This is a genomic window from Sphingomonas sp. (assembly GCF_035944535.1).
Lineage (GTDB): Bacteria > Pseudomonadota > Alphaproteobacteria > Sphingomonadales > Sphingomonadaceae > Sphingomonas_B.
Map to the genome: position 1 here is coordinate 203120 of NZ_DASZBC010000005.1, position 14643 is coordinate 217762.

Annotated in this window: 14 protein-coding genes; 6 read left to right on the plus strand and 8 right to left on the minus strand. The window is 66.4% G+C overall.

Annotation, left to right across the window (positions count from 1 at the left end):
- Nucleotides 1–22: 22 nt before the first annotated feature.
- Together VGT77_RS04595 and VGT77_RS04600 are read left to right on the plus strand one after the other, a co-directional pair.
- A complete protein-coding gene (locus VGT77_RS04595) occupies nt 23–337 on the plus strand; it encodes a type II toxin-antitoxin system HigB family toxin (protein ID WP_327460022.1) in 315 nt (104 codons plus the stop codon).
- Nucleotides 334–1512, plus strand: a complete 1179-nt coding sequence (locus tag VGT77_RS04600; protein ID WP_327460025.1) for an ImmA/IrrE family metallo-endopeptidase — start codon at nt 334–336, stop codon at nt 1510–1512. Before VGT77_RS04595 ends, VGT77_RS04600 begins: the two co-directional genes overlap by 4 nt.
- Before the next feature lie 148 nt (nt 1513–1660).
- Here VGT77_RS04600 and VGT77_RS04605 read toward each other — a convergent pair whose 3' ends face one another.
- The 5 genes from VGT77_RS04605 to VGT77_RS04625 form a co-directional block, all read right to left on the minus strand.
- On the minus strand, nt 1661–2224 hold the full coding sequence (locus VGT77_RS04605) for a hypothetical protein (RefSeq protein WP_327460027.1): 564 nt from the start codon (nt 2222–2224) through the stop codon (nt 1661–1663).
- Nucleotides 2217–4577, minus strand: a complete 2361-nt coding sequence (locus VGT77_RS04610; RefSeq protein ID WP_327460029.1) for a hypothetical protein — start codon at nt 4575–4577, stop codon at nt 2217–2219. Before VGT77_RS04610 ends, VGT77_RS04605 begins: the two co-directional genes overlap by 8 nt.
- Nucleotides 4574–6604 carry a hypothetical protein gene (locus VGT77_RS04615; protein ID WP_327460031.1) on the minus strand — a complete coding sequence of 677 codons (2031 nt, stop codon included), beginning with the start codon at nt 6602–6604 and terminating at the stop codon, nt 4574–4576. Before VGT77_RS04615 ends, VGT77_RS04610 begins: the two co-directional genes overlap by 4 nt.
- The gene (locus VGT77_RS04620) at nt 6597–7907 is read right to left on the minus strand and encodes a hypothetical protein (protein ID WP_327460033.1); all 1311 of its coding nucleotides are present in this window, start codon (nt 7905–7907) and stop codon (nt 6597–6599) included. The genes VGT77_RS04615 and VGT77_RS04620 overlap by 8 nt, the downstream gene beginning before the upstream one ends.
- Before the next feature lie 109 nt (nt 7908–8016).
- A complete protein-coding gene (locus VGT77_RS04625; protein ID WP_327460035.1) occupies nt 8017–8367 on the minus strand; it encodes a hypothetical protein in 351 nt (116 codons plus the stop codon).
- Nucleotides 8368–8469: 102 nt separating this feature from the next.
- On the opposite strand from VGT77_RS04625, the gene VGT77_RS04630 reads away from it, so the two are divergent.
- Complete coding sequence (locus VGT77_RS04630; RefSeq protein WP_327460036.1) at nt 8470–9300, plus strand: hypothetical protein; 831 nt, start codon at nt 8470–8472, stop codon at nt 9298–9300.
- Between the two features lie 54 nt (nt 9301–9354).
- On the opposite strand, the gene VGT77_RS04635 is transcribed toward VGT77_RS04630, so the two are convergent.
- From VGT77_RS04635 to VGT77_RS04645, 3 genes are all read right to left on the minus strand, one after another.
- The gene (locus tag VGT77_RS04635) at nt 9355–10008 is read right to left on the minus strand and encodes a hypothetical protein (protein ID WP_327460038.1); all 654 of its coding nucleotides are present in this window, start codon (nt 10006–10008) and stop codon (nt 9355–9357) included.
- A gap of 188 nt (nt 10009–10196) precedes the next feature.
- The gene (locus VGT77_RS04640; RefSeq protein WP_327460040.1) at nt 10197–10829 is read right to left on the minus strand and encodes a hypothetical protein; all 633 of its coding nucleotides are present in this window, start codon (nt 10827–10829) and stop codon (nt 10197–10199) included.
- 10 nt (nt 10830–10839) lie between these two features.
- The gene (locus tag VGT77_RS04645) at nt 10840–11538 is read right to left on the minus strand and encodes a hypothetical protein (RefSeq protein WP_327460042.1); all 699 of its coding nucleotides are present in this window, start codon (nt 11536–11538) and stop codon (nt 10840–10842) included.
- A 303-nt stretch (nt 11539–11841) separates the two neighbouring features.
- Between VGT77_RS04645 and VGT77_RS04650 the strand changes: the two genes are divergently transcribed.
- From VGT77_RS04650 to VGT77_RS04660, 3 genes are all read left to right on the plus strand, one after another.
- Nucleotides 11842–13656 (plus strand): hypothetical protein, encoded by a 1815-nt coding sequence (locus VGT77_RS04650; protein ID WP_327460043.1) that lies wholly within the window; start codon nt 11842–11844, stop codon nt 13654–13656.
- Nucleotides 13657–13694: 38 nt separating this feature from the next.
- Nucleotides 13695–14051 (plus strand): hypothetical protein, encoded by a 357-nt coding sequence (locus VGT77_RS04655; RefSeq protein ID WP_327460045.1) that lies wholly within the window; start codon nt 13695–13697, stop codon nt 14049–14051.
- Nucleotides 14052–14198: 147 nt separating this feature from the next.
- On the plus strand, nt 14199–14639 hold the full coding sequence (locus tag VGT77_RS04660) for a hypothetical protein (RefSeq protein WP_327460047.1): 441 nt from the start codon (nt 14199–14201) through the stop codon (nt 14637–14639).
- The last annotated feature ends 4 nt before the right edge of the window (nt 14640–14643 follow it).

Genomic DNA, 14643 nt, shown 5'->3' on the forward strand with positions numbered 1-14643 from the left:
TGCATTCCGCAGGGCAGATTACATGAGAGTGCTGAGCAGGAGCGCGCTACGGAAGTTCTGGGAAACGCCGAACCGCGGCGACTCCGAAGAGCCGCTCCAGGCGTGGTATCTCGAGACGACCGCGGCCGCCTGGAAGACGCCCGCCGACATCAAGGAGAAGTACCGGTCCGCCAGCTTCGTCGGCGACAACCGGGTGATCTTCAACATAGCGGGCAACAAGTACCGGCTCGTCGTGCACGTGATCTACGCGAAGCAGAGAGTCCTGATCAAGTTCATCGGGACTCATGAGGAATATGACGCGATCTCGGCAGAGACAGTAGGTGGAGGGAAAAAGTGAACACCGTACAAGTCAAGCCGATCCGGACGGAGGACGACTACGAGGCAGCACTCGCGCGTCTCGAGGAGATCGCCGAAGCCGAGCCCGGCACGCCCGAGTCCGACGAGTTCGACGTGCTCGCGGCCCTTCTCGACCGCTATGAGGAGCAGAACTTCCACATCCCGGCTCCGACCCCGCTGGGGGCCATCCGCTTCCGCATGGAGCAGCAGGGACTGACACCTCGCGACATGGAGCCGATCCTCGGTTCCCGCTCGCGGGTCAGCGAGGTCCTCAACGGCACGCGACCTCTGTCGCTGGACATGATCCGCGCGCTCAACCTGCACCTCGGCATCCCAGCCGAGGCACTCCTCGGAGGCGAGGCATCGCCGGAGCAGCCGCGACGGCTACCCAAGCCCGTGGAGCAGCGACTGACCTCCTGGGGGCTGATGCGGATCGGCGAGAGCCTGGCCGCGTTCGTCGAACGAGCGACCCGGGGGTCGCCCGCGCTCGCCATGCTGCGCCAGACCCGGTCGGACAGGACCAACGCGAAGACCGACGCGGCCTCCATGCAGGCATGGTGCGCCGGCGCGCTCGTGAGGTCCGAGGAGGCGAAGGTGGATGAGCGGTTCGATGCCAACCGCCTGGGCCGCTCGATGCGGGACATCGCCCGGCTGAGCGCGTCCGAGGACGGACCTGCCCGCGTTCCCCAGGAACTCGCCGGCCTCGGCGTCGCCTTCGTGGTCGTGCCCACACTTCCGGGAACCCACCTGGACGGGGCCGCCATGCTGCGCGCGGACGGGGTCCCCGTCGTGGCCCTGTCGCTCCGGCGGGACCAGGTGGACAGCTTCTGGTTCACGCTGATGCACGAGCTCGCCCACGTCTGGAAGCACATCGGCGCCGGCCGTCCCGCGATCATCGACGACCTGGACATCGGGTCCTCGTCGAAGATCGAGCGGGAGGCGGACCGGATCGCCGAGGAGGCGCTCATCCCGCCCGACCTCTGGAGAGGGTTCAACCAGGGCGAATACACCAGCAAGGCCGAAGTGGAGGCTCTCGCCGCGAAGGCAGGGGTCCATCCGGCCATCGTGGCGGGCAGGTGGCGGCTCGCGAACCGGAACTACCAGCGGTTCTCCAGGATGCTCGGTCACCGCACGGTCCGGGTGCAGTTCGCGGGGATCCCGGGCGTCGGCTGCTGACAGACGCACGCGCGCAAGCGGAGCGCCGCCTTCAACTGACGCCTGCGCTACTCGCGGCCTGGAGGGCGGAACGAGCGCGGCTGCGAGGTCCTTGAAGCAGGTGACCTGCAAGCGGCAGTCGCGGCACTCGTCCGAAGCGGCAGGAACCTCAACCTTCGGATCCCTCCTCGCCATGGTCGTCCCGAGGTCCCGGATCGGCCTCGAAGCCGCCGGACCTGTCCTTTCCGGACGAAGCGGGTTCGCAGGGATCCTCCAGAAAGGGCGAAGCACCGCGGGTGCGCTCGCGCAGCCTCTGGAGCCGCCGCTCCGCCGTCAGGCGTCCCCTTTCGGCCTCGAGCGCACGGGACACCAGCACGGCGTTCCGGCTGTCGGCCCTGCGCAGGCGCGCTTCCAGATCGCTGATGCGCCCCACCGTGGGGGCGCCGCCGTCGCGTCGAGGCCGGGCGGGCCTGCGGGCATCGACGCTCGCGATTCCGTCCAGAACCTCGCGGCGGACGTCCGGCAGGTCGCAGCCGTCGTAGCCGATGAGCGTCCGCGACCTGCGGGCGACCCGTGCCACCTCGGACAGCGAGAAAGGCGTTCCGCGGTCCACGAGCCGGGCGAGTGCCCACCGGAAGTCGCCGGCCGGATCACCGCCCGGGGGCGCTATGCCGCTCTGACAGGCCACAGGCGGAGACTCCGGCTGGCCGGTGACGTCACCCTCGTCAGCCATCCATCACCTCCGCGTCGGTCGGTATCCGCACACCCATCTGCGACAGCAGCCTGGCGTCCCGACCCGCCCTCGCACGGGAGATCAGGTGCCAGTCCGCCAGTCCGGCTGCCTCCGCTTCCAGCCAGGCCCGGCGGTCTGCCACGTAGCTCCTCAGCAGCGCAGGTGCGTGCTCTGGGGAGAAAAGTGCGCAGGGGCAGTCCGCGCACAGGTTGCGGTCCCGCACCGAAGTGTCCGGCGCCTGACGCGCCCAGTGGGCGCCGCGCCCGAAGCGGTTGCACAGGCTGGCCCTGGGGCGGAGGCCGATGAAGCAGTGGGCGTCGGAGAAGAAGAACACCTTGGCCTGTTGCAAAGCCGCCTGCTGGGCAATGGCCTGCTGCCTTTCCAGCCCGGTGACGTCGCCGAGTCGAGCACGGACCTTCTCCATCTCGCGCTCGATCAGCGGAGCCATTCCGCCGGCCACCTTGACCTCACCGTCGATCAGGCGCTCGAATAGCTGGTTGGACTGGCGGACTGCCATGCCGTCGAGGTGGCGCCGCAGGACTGGATCATCGGTGATGTAGAACTGCTCGGTCACAGCGACCTTCACATGCTTGAGCTGCCTCGCAATCGCTGACTTCAGGCGCGGCTCCATTCTGTAGACCGCCTGCGCCCAGGCCTTGCGGAACTGGTAGGCAGAGATCGACGGGCGACTTCGGTAGCGGCGAAGGTCGATCCCGTGCCACTCGTCAGGCAGCCCGGAGAAGTCGCAGAACTCGAAGAGGCTCTGCTTCAGACTGGTGCACAGCGCCCTCGTGCAGAGCGGCTGCATCACCAGCTCGTCGGGCACCGGCTCGTTCGGGTCGAACCTGACCGCCAGCTGGAGCCTCGTGCTGCCTTCGCAGGCGAACCGCCTGAGCGGCGCGAACAGACGCTCGAGCACGATCGTGGCCCGGACGGCCGGCGGCACCGACCCGCCGTCGGTCATCCCTCCTATCAGCCATGTGGCCGGCCTCCAGTCCTTCCTCCCCTTCACGACCCAGGAGGCGAAGTGGAAGGCGACGGTGAGACCGCTGTGCGAGAGGCTCTCCCGCAGGGCCACGGGAAGAACGCAGCCCGACTCCACCTCCGCCGCGTGGCGCGTCCTGGTCCTCTCCGGCAGCGTGCGGGGCCGCTCGTGCGGCCGAACCCCGCCCTCTGCAACGATCACCTCCGACGGGCGCATGCCGCCATGGGCGAACAGGAGGGTGTCCGCCGCGTCCCGCACGAGCCGGATCAGCGAGAAGAAGGCGATCGCTCGGGTCGGGTCAGTGGGCGCCTGGGTGAACCTGTCCGACCAAGGGCGGGTCTCGCCCTCCACGACAGCGAAGGGGTGATCCTGGCAACGGCGAAGTGATTCGAACAAGGTCAGTCCGTTTGCGATCCCGCCCGTCACCCGCTCCACGAGCGCGACAACGTCGTCGGCAGGGGTGCCGATCATCCGCTCGGCGCCCCTTGCTGCGGCCACGAACACGGGATCAGGCAAAGCTGAGACTGCGTTACTGTAGAGCGCTGACCACTTCCGGAGGAAGTGCTCGCGAAGCTCCCCGCCGAACGGCATCTCCGTCATCGGGGCCACCCCCATCCGGGCAAGGTCCGGGCCATGCCGGTGCAGCCGCGCCCACGCGTCGAACACTCCAGCAGGCGCGCCTCGCGAGATGTGCCCGTTCCGTCCAAGACTGGGGTATGAGAGGCTCCTCGTCCCGATGACGGCGGGAGCCCAGCCGGACGCGGAACCATCGAGGCCTGCCGCGCTCCGCGCCTCGCCCACGGCGCCTTCTGCCTCAGGATCGAAGGGTGTCCACGCGCGGCATGCCTGACCGCGGAAGGCCCGCGCCTTTGTGCGGGCATTGGAGACAGCCCGCGCACCGGAGACCACGTCCCCCGCGCCTTCCCCCTCTTTCGCGTTAAGTCCTGCGTCCTCGAGCTCCTCGGCCTGCTGCTCCAGCCACCGGGCGAGGTCCTCGAGATGCTCCTCGGGCATCCACGCGTCGCAGTCGGCGAAGTCGTGCACGCACCTGGTTTCCAGCCATGTCAGGAGCCTGATCACGCTGGGCGCGATGGCCACAACGCTGGCGAGGTCTGCCCGATGGGCCCGCCTCGGCGTGGCCATCGTGGCCCACAGGAGTGCCTTGCCGCGGGACCTGAGCGGCTCCTCGACAATGCGGAAGTCAATCCGGCAGCGGCCGCCCTTATGTGCCGGAAGGTCGATAAACCAGACATCCTCGTCGAAGGTCGAGGTGCTGGAGACCGGCGCGCGCCCTCGGATCAGCTCACCTAGAGGCTGAAGGCCGCCCCCTGCAGCCACGATCCGGGCGGTGGTCGTCTTCGTCGTCATGGCTGTAGCCTCGGGTAGCTGGTCACCGGGAGGAGCTTCGCCTCGTCGATGACTTCCGTTGGAAAGGCCGCGAGCAGAAGTCGAGTGCGATCGAGTTTCGGCTGCCACTTCGCGGCCCAGTGCACGGCCAGGGGATCCCAGTCGTCCTCCTCGCCAGGCCGGAGGTCCTCAATGGCCCGCGCCAGCGCGACCAGGCGGGCAAAGGCGTTCGGGCTGCTGAAGTCGACGCGCGCGTGGCGGCAGGTGGGGCAGTGTCCCGTGGCGAAGCAGAGATCGCCCCTCGGGACGATCTCGACCGGCGAGCGCAGCGGCTCCAGGCAGATGAAGCCGGGGCTGGCCGCAGCCCGGTCCTCCCCGGGCTCCCGGTCAGACACCACGACGCCCGCGGCCGCCTCGCGCCAGTGCATCCTCATGGCCTCGATCACATCCTCCTCGGATCGCGAGTTCAGCGAACGGTAGTGCTCGTCGGCTGTGTGCAGGTGGCGCCAGTTGCCGATCGCCTGGACCATCGCTGGATCATCGGCGGTCGCCTCGCGGACGAGTTCGGTGGACGCGAGCCGGAGGACCTTGGGCGGAAGCCTACGCACGCCAGCGTCCGCGCAGAGTTCCGCCATGTAGCGCTTCATGTTCTTATCTCTGGCCCCGCAGAGCCCGATGACCCCGAAGCGCACCTGGTCCAGGCCTATGAAGAGCTTGCCAGCCAGCGAGACGGGCGCTCGTGCGCGGAGCGGTGCAGTCCAACTCCTGAGGAAGCTCACCATCGTGGCCGGATTGTCGAACGCCGGATCCACGGGGCAGCTGACCGGTTGCACCCTGCGCGAGCGCGCCTTCCACGGAGCGCCTTCCAACCGTTCCTCCTCATGCGCGCGCTCGAGCCCGCTCGCCAGAAGATCCGTCCCGCCCTCCTCCCCATCCGGTTGGCCAGGCGATCCCGCGAGCACGAGTTGGGCGATACCGAGCACGGTGCGCTCCACAAATTCATCTTCGGCCGCACTCACGACGAGGGACGCGTTCAGGCCCGTCGTAAGAGTCAGGAGGGTAGCGAAAGGCGCAAGGTTGCGGAGCGCGGGATAGCCCCGGCAGACGAGGTCGCGCAGGCCGTAGACCCGGTGAGCCTCGGCCAGTTCCGGGTGCCGGCGCCGCAGGGCCGAAGGCGTGGGTGGTCCCCCGGGATAGGTCCGGCGCATATAGGCGATCACCTCATCTGCGGGCGCGCCAGGCGCAGGCGGGTGCCCCGGCAGCGCGTCGCAGGCGGCGATCAGGCGCATGGTGTCACCAATCTCCTGTCGGCACCGTTTCACAAGCCGCTCAACCTCGAAGTCCTTCAGCTCCGGCCTGTTCTCGGAAGGAGCGTCCCAACCCACTCTCGCCGCGGTGACGTCCACGTGACCGTGCGCCGGCAGTCCCTTAACGAGACGGCGAATAGAGTTGAGTCCCCACCCGATCCGGCCCGGCACCTCCTTCAGACCCTTGGAGACGCAGACCCGGTCTTCGATCTGGAGGAACAGATCCGCCGGAACCGATCGGCCGAGCTTCCCCGCCAGGCCGAGGTCCGCAATGTGGCGACTGAAATGCACCAGAGCCCTGACTTTTGTCATCAGGGTGTCCGGCGCTAAGCTGGGAGCTTCTTCGCGCAACGCGTCGAGAAGAAGCGCGCCGAACGCGCCGATCGCCAACACCTCCTCCACGAGCGAGGTGTGGCGGCCGCAACGGTAACGAGGGTGTGCGAGGCTGACGATCCACCTGCGCCGAAACTCAGTCACGACGAGGGGAGTGTCCCGACGTATATCCTCATACCGGGCGACCATCCCGAGCCGACTGAGTTGCTCCAGCGCGATATCGCGAAGTCGCTCAGGGCATGTCTCCACTCCATCCGGGCCGGTGCCCATCTGGCTGCTCGCGGAGGCGGCGAGGACTTCGGACTGCACCACCCTGCGGCGCGCTTTTTCCGTTCGGTTCCGCTGCCGCTCCTCCTGACGATCCAGCCACCTTCGCTCGGTGGCGGTGAGCTGTGAGCGCTCAAGCATCCGCCAGCCCCTTGATCAGTCGCCGCATGAGGTCGCCGACCTGCTGCACAATCGAGCGGTCCGGCTGGAGATACACCTCGGCGCTCGAGCGGCGGCGGTGTCCGAGAATCACTTGCACCATCGCGACCGGATCGGGGTCGCCTCGGCGGATTGCCTCATGCAGCTGCCACAGCGCTGCGGTGTGCCGGAGGTCGTGGAAGCTGTGGAGGGGACGACGAACCGTAACCAGCCGCCCGTCCCCGACGCGCCTGGTGCCCTCCACTGTCATTCCGATCGACAGCTGGGACTGGCCAAAGTCACGTTCCAGCGTCGTGGGCTGCACGGTCCGACCGACGTTGCGTCCGCTCCCCAGCCCATTGACGAGCAGCTCCGTCGGCTCGACCCAGTCGCCGAGTCCCCTGGCTTTCGCCGCGGCAATGCAGGCGGCGCGCTCTCCCCTGGCGTATCCCTGCGAGTTCAGGATGCTGTGGCCACGCAGATGCGCCTTCCGTCCAGCGCGCCCTTTTGTGCGGGTGAGCATCAGCTCGTAGTCTGCGTCGGGATCGGTGACGGTGATGCCCATAATCGCATCCACCTGGAGTCCCTCCGCTACCTCGCAGGCCCGGAGGCCGTCGCGCAAAGCTATCTCCGAAGCCACGCGCGGGCGGCACGAGCGCTGGTCGCGACCCATCGCCTGCTCCTTCGGCGTGGGCCCGAGGGCGGGTGCGATGCGGCGCCACTCGCTGAGCAGGATCGGCCGGATCATGTCCCGCCTCAGGGTTGAGGCGTTCACACCATGCATGCGCGTGCCATCGGGCTTGTAGAGGTGGTCCACACCCCAGGCGAGGCGCAGAGCGCTGTCCCTGTCCACGTGCACGTCTATCAGGCCCTTCCGATTAGCGTGCTGCATGAAAGCCATGGCGAAGTGGATGCGGTTGGTTATGGTTGAGCGCTGGAGGGGCCGACCCGTCTGGTCGCTTACGGTGGCGACCATGTCGCCCACCCAATCCGCGAGGAACTCATCGTCGATCTCCGCCTCGGTCATCCGCTCGAGCTGCAGCTGCTCGTGAAGGCTCTTCAGGGCCCGGCCCGACGCGAGCGCGGTATTGACCGGAAAGGTCGAGGCATCGCGGTGCTTCCGCGTGGGCACGTCGCAGATCGATAGCTGATAGCTGAGGGCGGGGATGGGAATGTGCCGGGTGTCCCGCTCGACCAGGAATGGCATTCCGAACGGAAGGACGGATGATGCGCGGAGCTCAGGACCCGCGTGGGCCAGACTGACATCGCCAGCCCAAGGATTAAAGCGCTGAAGAACGTAGGCCATGGCAAGCCGCTCCTTATTCCAATGTATCTAGGAAGTGATAGTTCGAAGTGAACAGTTGTTCATGCGTCTAATAAGGCATCTTATTGTCGATATAACTGTTCATTGTTCACTAAGGGGGAAGAACACTTTGCAGATTATCAACGCCGTTCCCGTGCTCTTCTTCGGGGGGATTATGGCTCAGCCATGGCAGCCGCTTCTCCAAAGCGATCAGCGCCTCTTCGGCGACATCGGCGGAGCTGACGTAGCCCTCTTCCACGAGATGGTAGATGCACCACTCGCGGTTCCAGAACGTCCCGGTCGGGATGGCGATGGAGAGCTCTTGCAGGTTGCCGAAATCGAGGCCCTCCGCGAGCGCCTTCTGGCAGTGATTGAGCCTGGTCGCCTCGCCGAAATCATCCTGCAGGATGCGCTTCAGACGCTTGGACGCTTCCGAGAAGCGCTTTCTGGTCAGGTGGAGCACAGGATCTTCCTCTTCAACAGAATGCGATTGCTAAGGTGTCTGTATTTACCAACACCTATGTGCCCTCTTGCGCTCGATCTGTCAAGCCGTAGACCTCCGCCTGTGGCCGACGGACCCTTCCGCATCCCGGGCAAGCATCTCGAGCGCATCGCGACGATCGCATTGCTTGGCGGCGCCTCCGACGACCCAGACGTCGAGGGGAAACCTCGGACAGGAGCGGACTGGGATCAGCTGGCGAGCGCGGTTGATCCCGAGAGCAGGCGCCTCATCCGCGAGCGCCTGAGGACGCTCACGTCATGGGACTGGCCCGACAGCCTGAAGTCCGATCCGATGCTGCGCAGCGGCCACACCGTGCGCCAGATTTTCCGGATCACCACGCTGCTCGCTCTCCTAGAGAGCCACCTCCCCCCGATGCAGGCGGTGAAGATCGCCCGGGACAACGAGGTCGGATTCCTTCGTGCCTATGCGTCAAGGCTGCACCCAGAAGCGCTGCTCCGTAACAAAGGGCGGCCGCACGACCTGGAAGGGGTTTTGGTGCTTTCTGGAGGCGCCCTCTCCGCTGCGATGGCTCCCGACATCGCTCCCGAAGCAGAAGTCGCACGCGTCAGGCTTGTGGCCCGCGGCCGGCTTGGCGAACTCTGGAGCGCCAGGGACCCTGATGACGCCGAGGGCAAGCCGACCAAGGCAGCACGCGCCGCGGCTGCGCCGAAGTGGCTGGACGAGCCCAGCATCGGGTTCCGTCAGGCCACCGTGATCGACGTGGCGCCAGCCGGGCAGGCCGTGATCGACTGGCTGCGGCACACTCTCGGAGACGACGCCACGCTTCTGGACATGGATGTGCTCGCCCTCATGCGTTTGACGGACGAACTGCAGGCCCCGAACTACACACCGATCGAGGCGCCTGTCGGTAATCGATACAAGCGTCGGACCTGAGACAGGCGCACTCGCTGCCGCGGTGATCCATGGTCTATCTCAGCGGGCGCGGCCTCATGATGCCGCTTGATGGGGCGCGATGTCGTTGAGCCATCGTGCCAAGTCCTTCTCTCCGGACAGGAAGTTGTGTCCCCGGAGAAAAGGCGTCGGCCGGCTGCCCGAGAACAGCACCACCGCCTCGAACGGGAGAGGAGGGAGAGGCGCGTCGAACTCACGGACGATTTCCGGACGTCTTCGCAGCCAAAGCGGAGTGACCCCGCTGGGGACCAGTCCCTCGAGCGCGCGCCGGAGCCCCAACTCCTGCTCGAGCAACTCCGTGCGACCGATCGCAGCTGCGTCGATCGCGTCGACCAAGCCCGATATCATGTCGGGGAGGCTTGAGCCTTCCGCCGGACAGAAGGCGCGCTCATGCACCGCGACCGGCACGATGACGTCGTCGAGATCGATATCGAAGACGAGGCACTGCCTTTCAGTGTCGGCATCCGGATCTGCGAAGCACCGGCGGACGCCGGCTATGGTGTAGCAAGGCGATCTCGCTGTTCCTGGCAGGGTCAGATGTGCCCTGAGCATGTCGAGCAGCGAGTAGATGGTCTCCGCCGACACCGAGGCCTGGCCAAGCAGCACGTCCGAGCCCTCGATCCACTCCCTGCCGGTCTCCTCGTCCATGCTCCAGGCCGGCCCTTTCCAGCCAAGGCGGGATGCGCGCACGCGGACTTCGTCCGGGCCTAGCCTCCACCACGCTGGCGCTCCCTCGCTCTCATCTGCGCTCGCTGTCGAAGTCGTCCGGGCGATGCTGGAGTCGTCGTGAGCGAGAAGCGGTTCGCAGGGGACGTTCGCCATGGCGCGAGTCACACGAGTCCAGCGGCGCCGGGACCTGAACGGGTGGCGGTATGGTCTCACAGATCAAGGGTGGACGGCACAAGTCCCGTCCGGAACCGTACGAGGGTGCGCTCGAGGTCCGGCGAATGCTCGATCGACAGGATCGGATAATCCCTCTCGCCGATGAACTCGCTGGCGATCAGCTTTCCTGAGGGGGCACCTGTTGCGCCGACCATCACGACGTCCGGGATGACGACGGGATCGATCACGAGCGCCTCCCCACCCTCCACGATGAGCAGACTGCGGCGGATGAGAGCGACGACCCGAAGTCCCAAGGGGGTGACCGAGATTCCGAGACAGCCGCGGGGGTGGGAGGGCGCCCTGAACACGCGGCCCGCGAGGTGCTCTGCGGCAAAGGCGAAGTCCATGCCAAGCGACGTCTGATCGGGATGATACCAGTCCGGGTCCAGCCAGACGGGCGGCTGCCGGCCAGGTCCTCCGATCGCGTGCCAGGATCCGGCTTGCAGCGGCAGATCCCGCAGCAGAGCCGCCAGGTCGATACCCTCCGAAGCGACCAGGTCGAGTGCGAGCGGCGACGCCTCTGCGGAAAGGGCCGCGATGCGTCGTCTGAAGCGGACGACCTCGGCAGCGTCCGGCTTCCAGGCGAGCGGATCCTTCGGAGCGCTGCCGGGCGCCCCATGAGCCGTCATCGTCCCCGACTTAGACATCACTGCCGTCGACATCGACAATGCCGAGCCGCTCGGACCTGACGAGCCTGAACGGCGGAGCGAACGGGATCGGCGGGGTTCGGAACCAGATGGTCGTCCCGTCCGCCTCATCGCTGAAGCAGCTCTCGATAGGGTATGCGCGGCTGGCGAGCAGCGGATGCATGACCGCCTCATCGATCATCCTGCCCCGCAGCGCCCGGCATATGATCTCAGGGGTCATCGTCCGGAGCACGACGACAGCCTTCGACTGGTAGGCAAGGAGCTTCGCCGGACCGAGGTTCGCCTTTGCGGAGAGTTCTCCATCCTGAAGCGCCACCCGCAGCAGCCCAGGTGCGGCGTGCGGGTCACCGAACGCCTTCGTCGCGTGAATTCCAGAGGCCTTGGCCCCCTCGCCGATGGCATGGGGTCTTCGACGCGCCGCAAAGCTTGGCCACTGCTCCGAATGGGCCCACCACGCGTGGACATAGCGCACGTGACCACCGGGATGGCAGGTCTCCGGCCTCAGGTCGCGAAGGAACTCCTTCAGATCGACACCGCGCGTGCGCGCCAGGTCCTGGACGAGTGGAGAAACCTGATTGACGTCGCGCAGCAGCTTCATCCTGAGGGCCTGCAGCTCAAGCGACTGCTCGAGCTGGCGCAGATTGCGCCGGAACCGTCCGACACGAAGCATCCGTCCGCTATCCGCTTCCATGATACACCTCTCTGAAACAGCCCGCCAGAAAGGGCGCAAAAGAGAGAGCAGACCGCCCGATCTCAGCTGTTCCGATAGTGTTGGTAATTACCTATACCCTATCTGATGTCAAGTTCTGCGCCTGACTGCGGATTGCAGGGCGTCTGCCGGGTCGGCTGCCCGGAGTTCCCCACTCGTCATCCCACGCTTCACCACGCATCCCTGGCCTTCTATTGTCCCGCGATGCCAAAGAGCAGGAGGCGAAGGAAGAAGGCGGGACCTAACTTGTCCGAGCGCGCTCGGGGCGCGCCAGCCTTTCGCCTGATGAGACCGCTGCCAGACGCAGGTGCCACGCGCGACAGGATCTCCCAGGCTGCCCGGGACCATGTTGATCGCATCCCCGAGATGTTCGCGTCCATGCAGACGCTCTTCCGGACACACGATCCGGTCGGCGTGATCGCCACGATCGCCTTCTACGCCCTTCAGCGGCGGATTCGTCCTGACGGATCGATCGCCGTACTCTCCCACACGCTGGAGCAGCACGAGGTCGAGCTGCTCCAGGCGATCGTGCTGACCGTTCCGCAGGAGGAGTGGCCGACCGCACCGTCAGTCCCAGCCGCGGTGCAGCAGGTCTACGACGAACTGCCGCGCCTCGCCTCGGCGTTCCTGGCGCAGCGCATCGTTGCAGCAAAGGACATGACGAAGCCCCAGGAGCGGACGGCTGCAGGCATACTCGAGCGGATCCGCTTCCATACGCAGGCGATCCGCAACTGGGGATACTTCGGCGACGCTATATCGATCTCACGCGAAATCTACGGGCAGCTGGACGCCTCGCTCCTCGCCTTCCATGGCTTCACCGCATCGGACGTAATCGCGCTCGCGCAGGGGATGGTGCTGGATGTGGAGCGTCGGGCCAGCGCCTGGCTGAAGGCACTGGCCACGGTCGCGGGCGGCAAGACAATACCCGACATCCTGTCGCGCTACCTGCAGGCCTTTCCGGGCATGCTGGGCACCCCGGAATCGCTAGAGCAGGCCTTCGCGCCCGGCACCCCGAGAGAGACCGTCCTGGCGATGCTCATGGCCCACGCGGACCTGCGGCACGCGGGCACCGTCACCTTCAGCGTGGATGAGCTGTCCGCCTCGACCGGCATCGACGCGGAGCGGGTCCGGCTCGCACTCCACGCGCTGTCACTCGAGCCAGGAGCGCTCGCCGCGCAGACGCTGGAACACCTCTACCTCGGAAACCCGATATGGCTGGCACCCGGGATCAGGATGGGAGCCCGCTTCGTCTTCCCCATGCCGCAGGCCATCATGAGCCACGTGCACCGGATCATGAGGCGCCTCGCGAGAGAGGCCAACGCGTTGGACCTGCTTGATCAACGGAGAGCCGACTATCTTGAACGGCGCCTGGTCGAGACGCTCGGGAAGGCGCTTCCGGGAGCGGACGTACGGGCGAACGTCCAGTGGACGCTCGGCACCCAGCGATTCGAGTCCGATGCGGTGGCCATTCTGGACAAGGTCATGATCGTCGCCGAGGCAAAGGCCCATCATCTCACGCCCGAAGGGCTTCGGGGTGCGCCTGACCGCGTGAGGCGGCATGTCCGCGACCTGATTCTCGAGCCCTCCATCCAGTCGGCGCGCCTGGAGCAGGTTGTCGACGCGGCGCGGTCGGGATCGGAAGATGCCCGCGGTGTGCTGGCGGCGGCCGGGCTGCCGCCAGCGGAAGGCATCGAGCAGGTGATAAGAATCTCGATCACGCTCGACGACCTGTCCGTCATCTCGGCGGCAGAGCCAGAGCTGCGCGAGGCGGGATGGATTCCCGATGGCCATGAGCTCGCCCCCATGATGAACATCGCCGATCTGATGGTCGTGGCGGACGTCCTCGATCAGCCGATCGACTTCATCCACTACCTTGCTGAGCGCGGACCGTTCCAGCGGACCTTCGAACTGCTTGGTGACGAGCTGGACTTCCTCGGCCTGTACCTCGAGACCGGCTTCAATCTCGGCAAGCAGGAGGACCGGATGCGCTTCTCGCCGTCCGGAATGTCAGCTCCGATCGACCGGCACTACGATGCAGTCCACGCGGGGTCCGGACTCCCAAACCCGCTCCGAGGCGAAGCGCCCTCTTCAGGTCGATAATCCTGGCGCTCGGGGACCGGCGCCCTTCCGGATGGACCATGATGGGGCTGCACCTCCTCAACGCCGCCAGTCCGGAGGAGCAGGTGCAGCTGACAAGAATGCTCGACAAGGCCCGAAGGAACGTGCGCCGGAAGACGCGGCGGTTCGAGCGCGGCGGGTTCGTCCAGGTTACGCCGCCGCTTGCCCGCAAGGTGCCGGTCGGCTTCTTCGTCCACGATCTCACGGACCGCAACGAGCTGCGGAGGCGCATCGAGGAAGCTGCGTCGGGCCTTCTCTCCGAAGCCGCGGCAGGTTGCCTCGTCGTCGCGCGGCACGTCGACAGATGGTCGGAACCATACCAGGTCGCCTGTCTGGCGAAGCCAGCGCGAGAAAAGAACGAAGTGTCTCTACTGTAACGGCGGAGCCTGCCCGCTCAACCTGAGCGTCGCCATCTGCAATCCCGCCGCCTCGCGATCGGGATATGCCTCCAATACGGTTCCAGTTCGACTGGCCGCACCATCACCCGGCTGCCATTCTCTCTCTGTAACGGATTGGAGATCACCATGAGCAGACCCGACGGCTTGAGCAGTCCCTTGCCGCTCCTGTTTCGCCACGCAACCCCGAGGACCAATCATCCTCCGCTGCCAGGAAGCTACGATCCTGAGCAGAACGCCTGGGTAGTCGATGGGCCGGAAGGAAAGACGCCGGTCATCACCCTCGCGGATGCGGACCTCGTGGAGATCACCACCAAGACGAAGGTGAACCAGGAAGCCGACGACGAGGTCGGCTCGCTGGTGGAGCTCGAGACCAAGACCGAAGTGCTGCACGAGACGGACGATGAGGACTCGCCACCAACGCGCGGCCTGGTCGAGATCACCACCAAGACCGCCGCCAAGCAGGAGCAGGACGACGAGTCCCCGCCGAACCGGCACAGCCTCGAGCTTGAGACGAAGACGGCCTCACAGAAGCAGGAGACCGACGACGAGATCGGACACATTTTCTGAAGAC

Bases quoted from the DNA above. Each gene is read 5' to 3' on its own strand.
- VGT77_RS04640 (WP_327460040.1), bottom strand. From the start codon at position 10,829: ATGACGGCTCATGGGGCGCCCGGCAGCGCTCCGAAGGATCCGCTCGCC.
- VGT77_RS04615 (WP_327460031.1), bottom strand. From the start codon at position 6,604: ATGCTTGAGCGCTCACAGCTCACCGCCACCGAGCGAAGGTGGCTGGAT.
- VGT77_RS04620 (WP_327460033.1), bottom strand. From the start codon at position 7,907: ATGGCCTACGTTCTTCAGCGCTTTAATCCTTGGGCTGGCGATGTCAGT.
- VGT77_RS04645 (WP_327460042.1), bottom strand. From the start codon at position 11,538: ATGGAAGCGGATAGCGGACGGATGCTTCGTGTCGGACGGTTCCGGCGC.
- VGT77_RS04660 (WP_327460047.1), top strand. From the start codon at position 14,199: ATGAGCAGACCCGACGGCTTGAGCAGTCCCTTGCCGCTCCTGTTTCGC.
- VGT77_RS04605 (WP_327460027.1), bottom strand. From the start codon at position 2,224: ATGGCTGACGAGGGTGACGTCACCGGCCAGCCGGAGTCTCCGCCTGTG.
- VGT77_RS04610 (WP_327460029.1), bottom strand. From the start codon at position 4,577: ATGACGACGAAGACGACCACCGCCCGGATCGTGGCTGCAGGGGGCGGC.
- VGT77_RS04655 (WP_327460045.1), top strand. From the start codon at position 13,695: ATGATGGGGCTGCACCTCCTCAACGCCGCCAGTCCGGAGGAGCAGGTG.
- VGT77_RS04595 (WP_327460022.1), top strand. From the start codon at position 23: ATGAGAGTGCTGAGCAGGAGCGCGCTACGGAAGTTCTGGGAAACGCCG.
- VGT77_RS04650 (WP_327460043.1), top strand. From the start codon at position 11,842: ATGAGACCGCTGCCAGACGCAGGTGCCACGCGCGACAGGATCTCCCAG.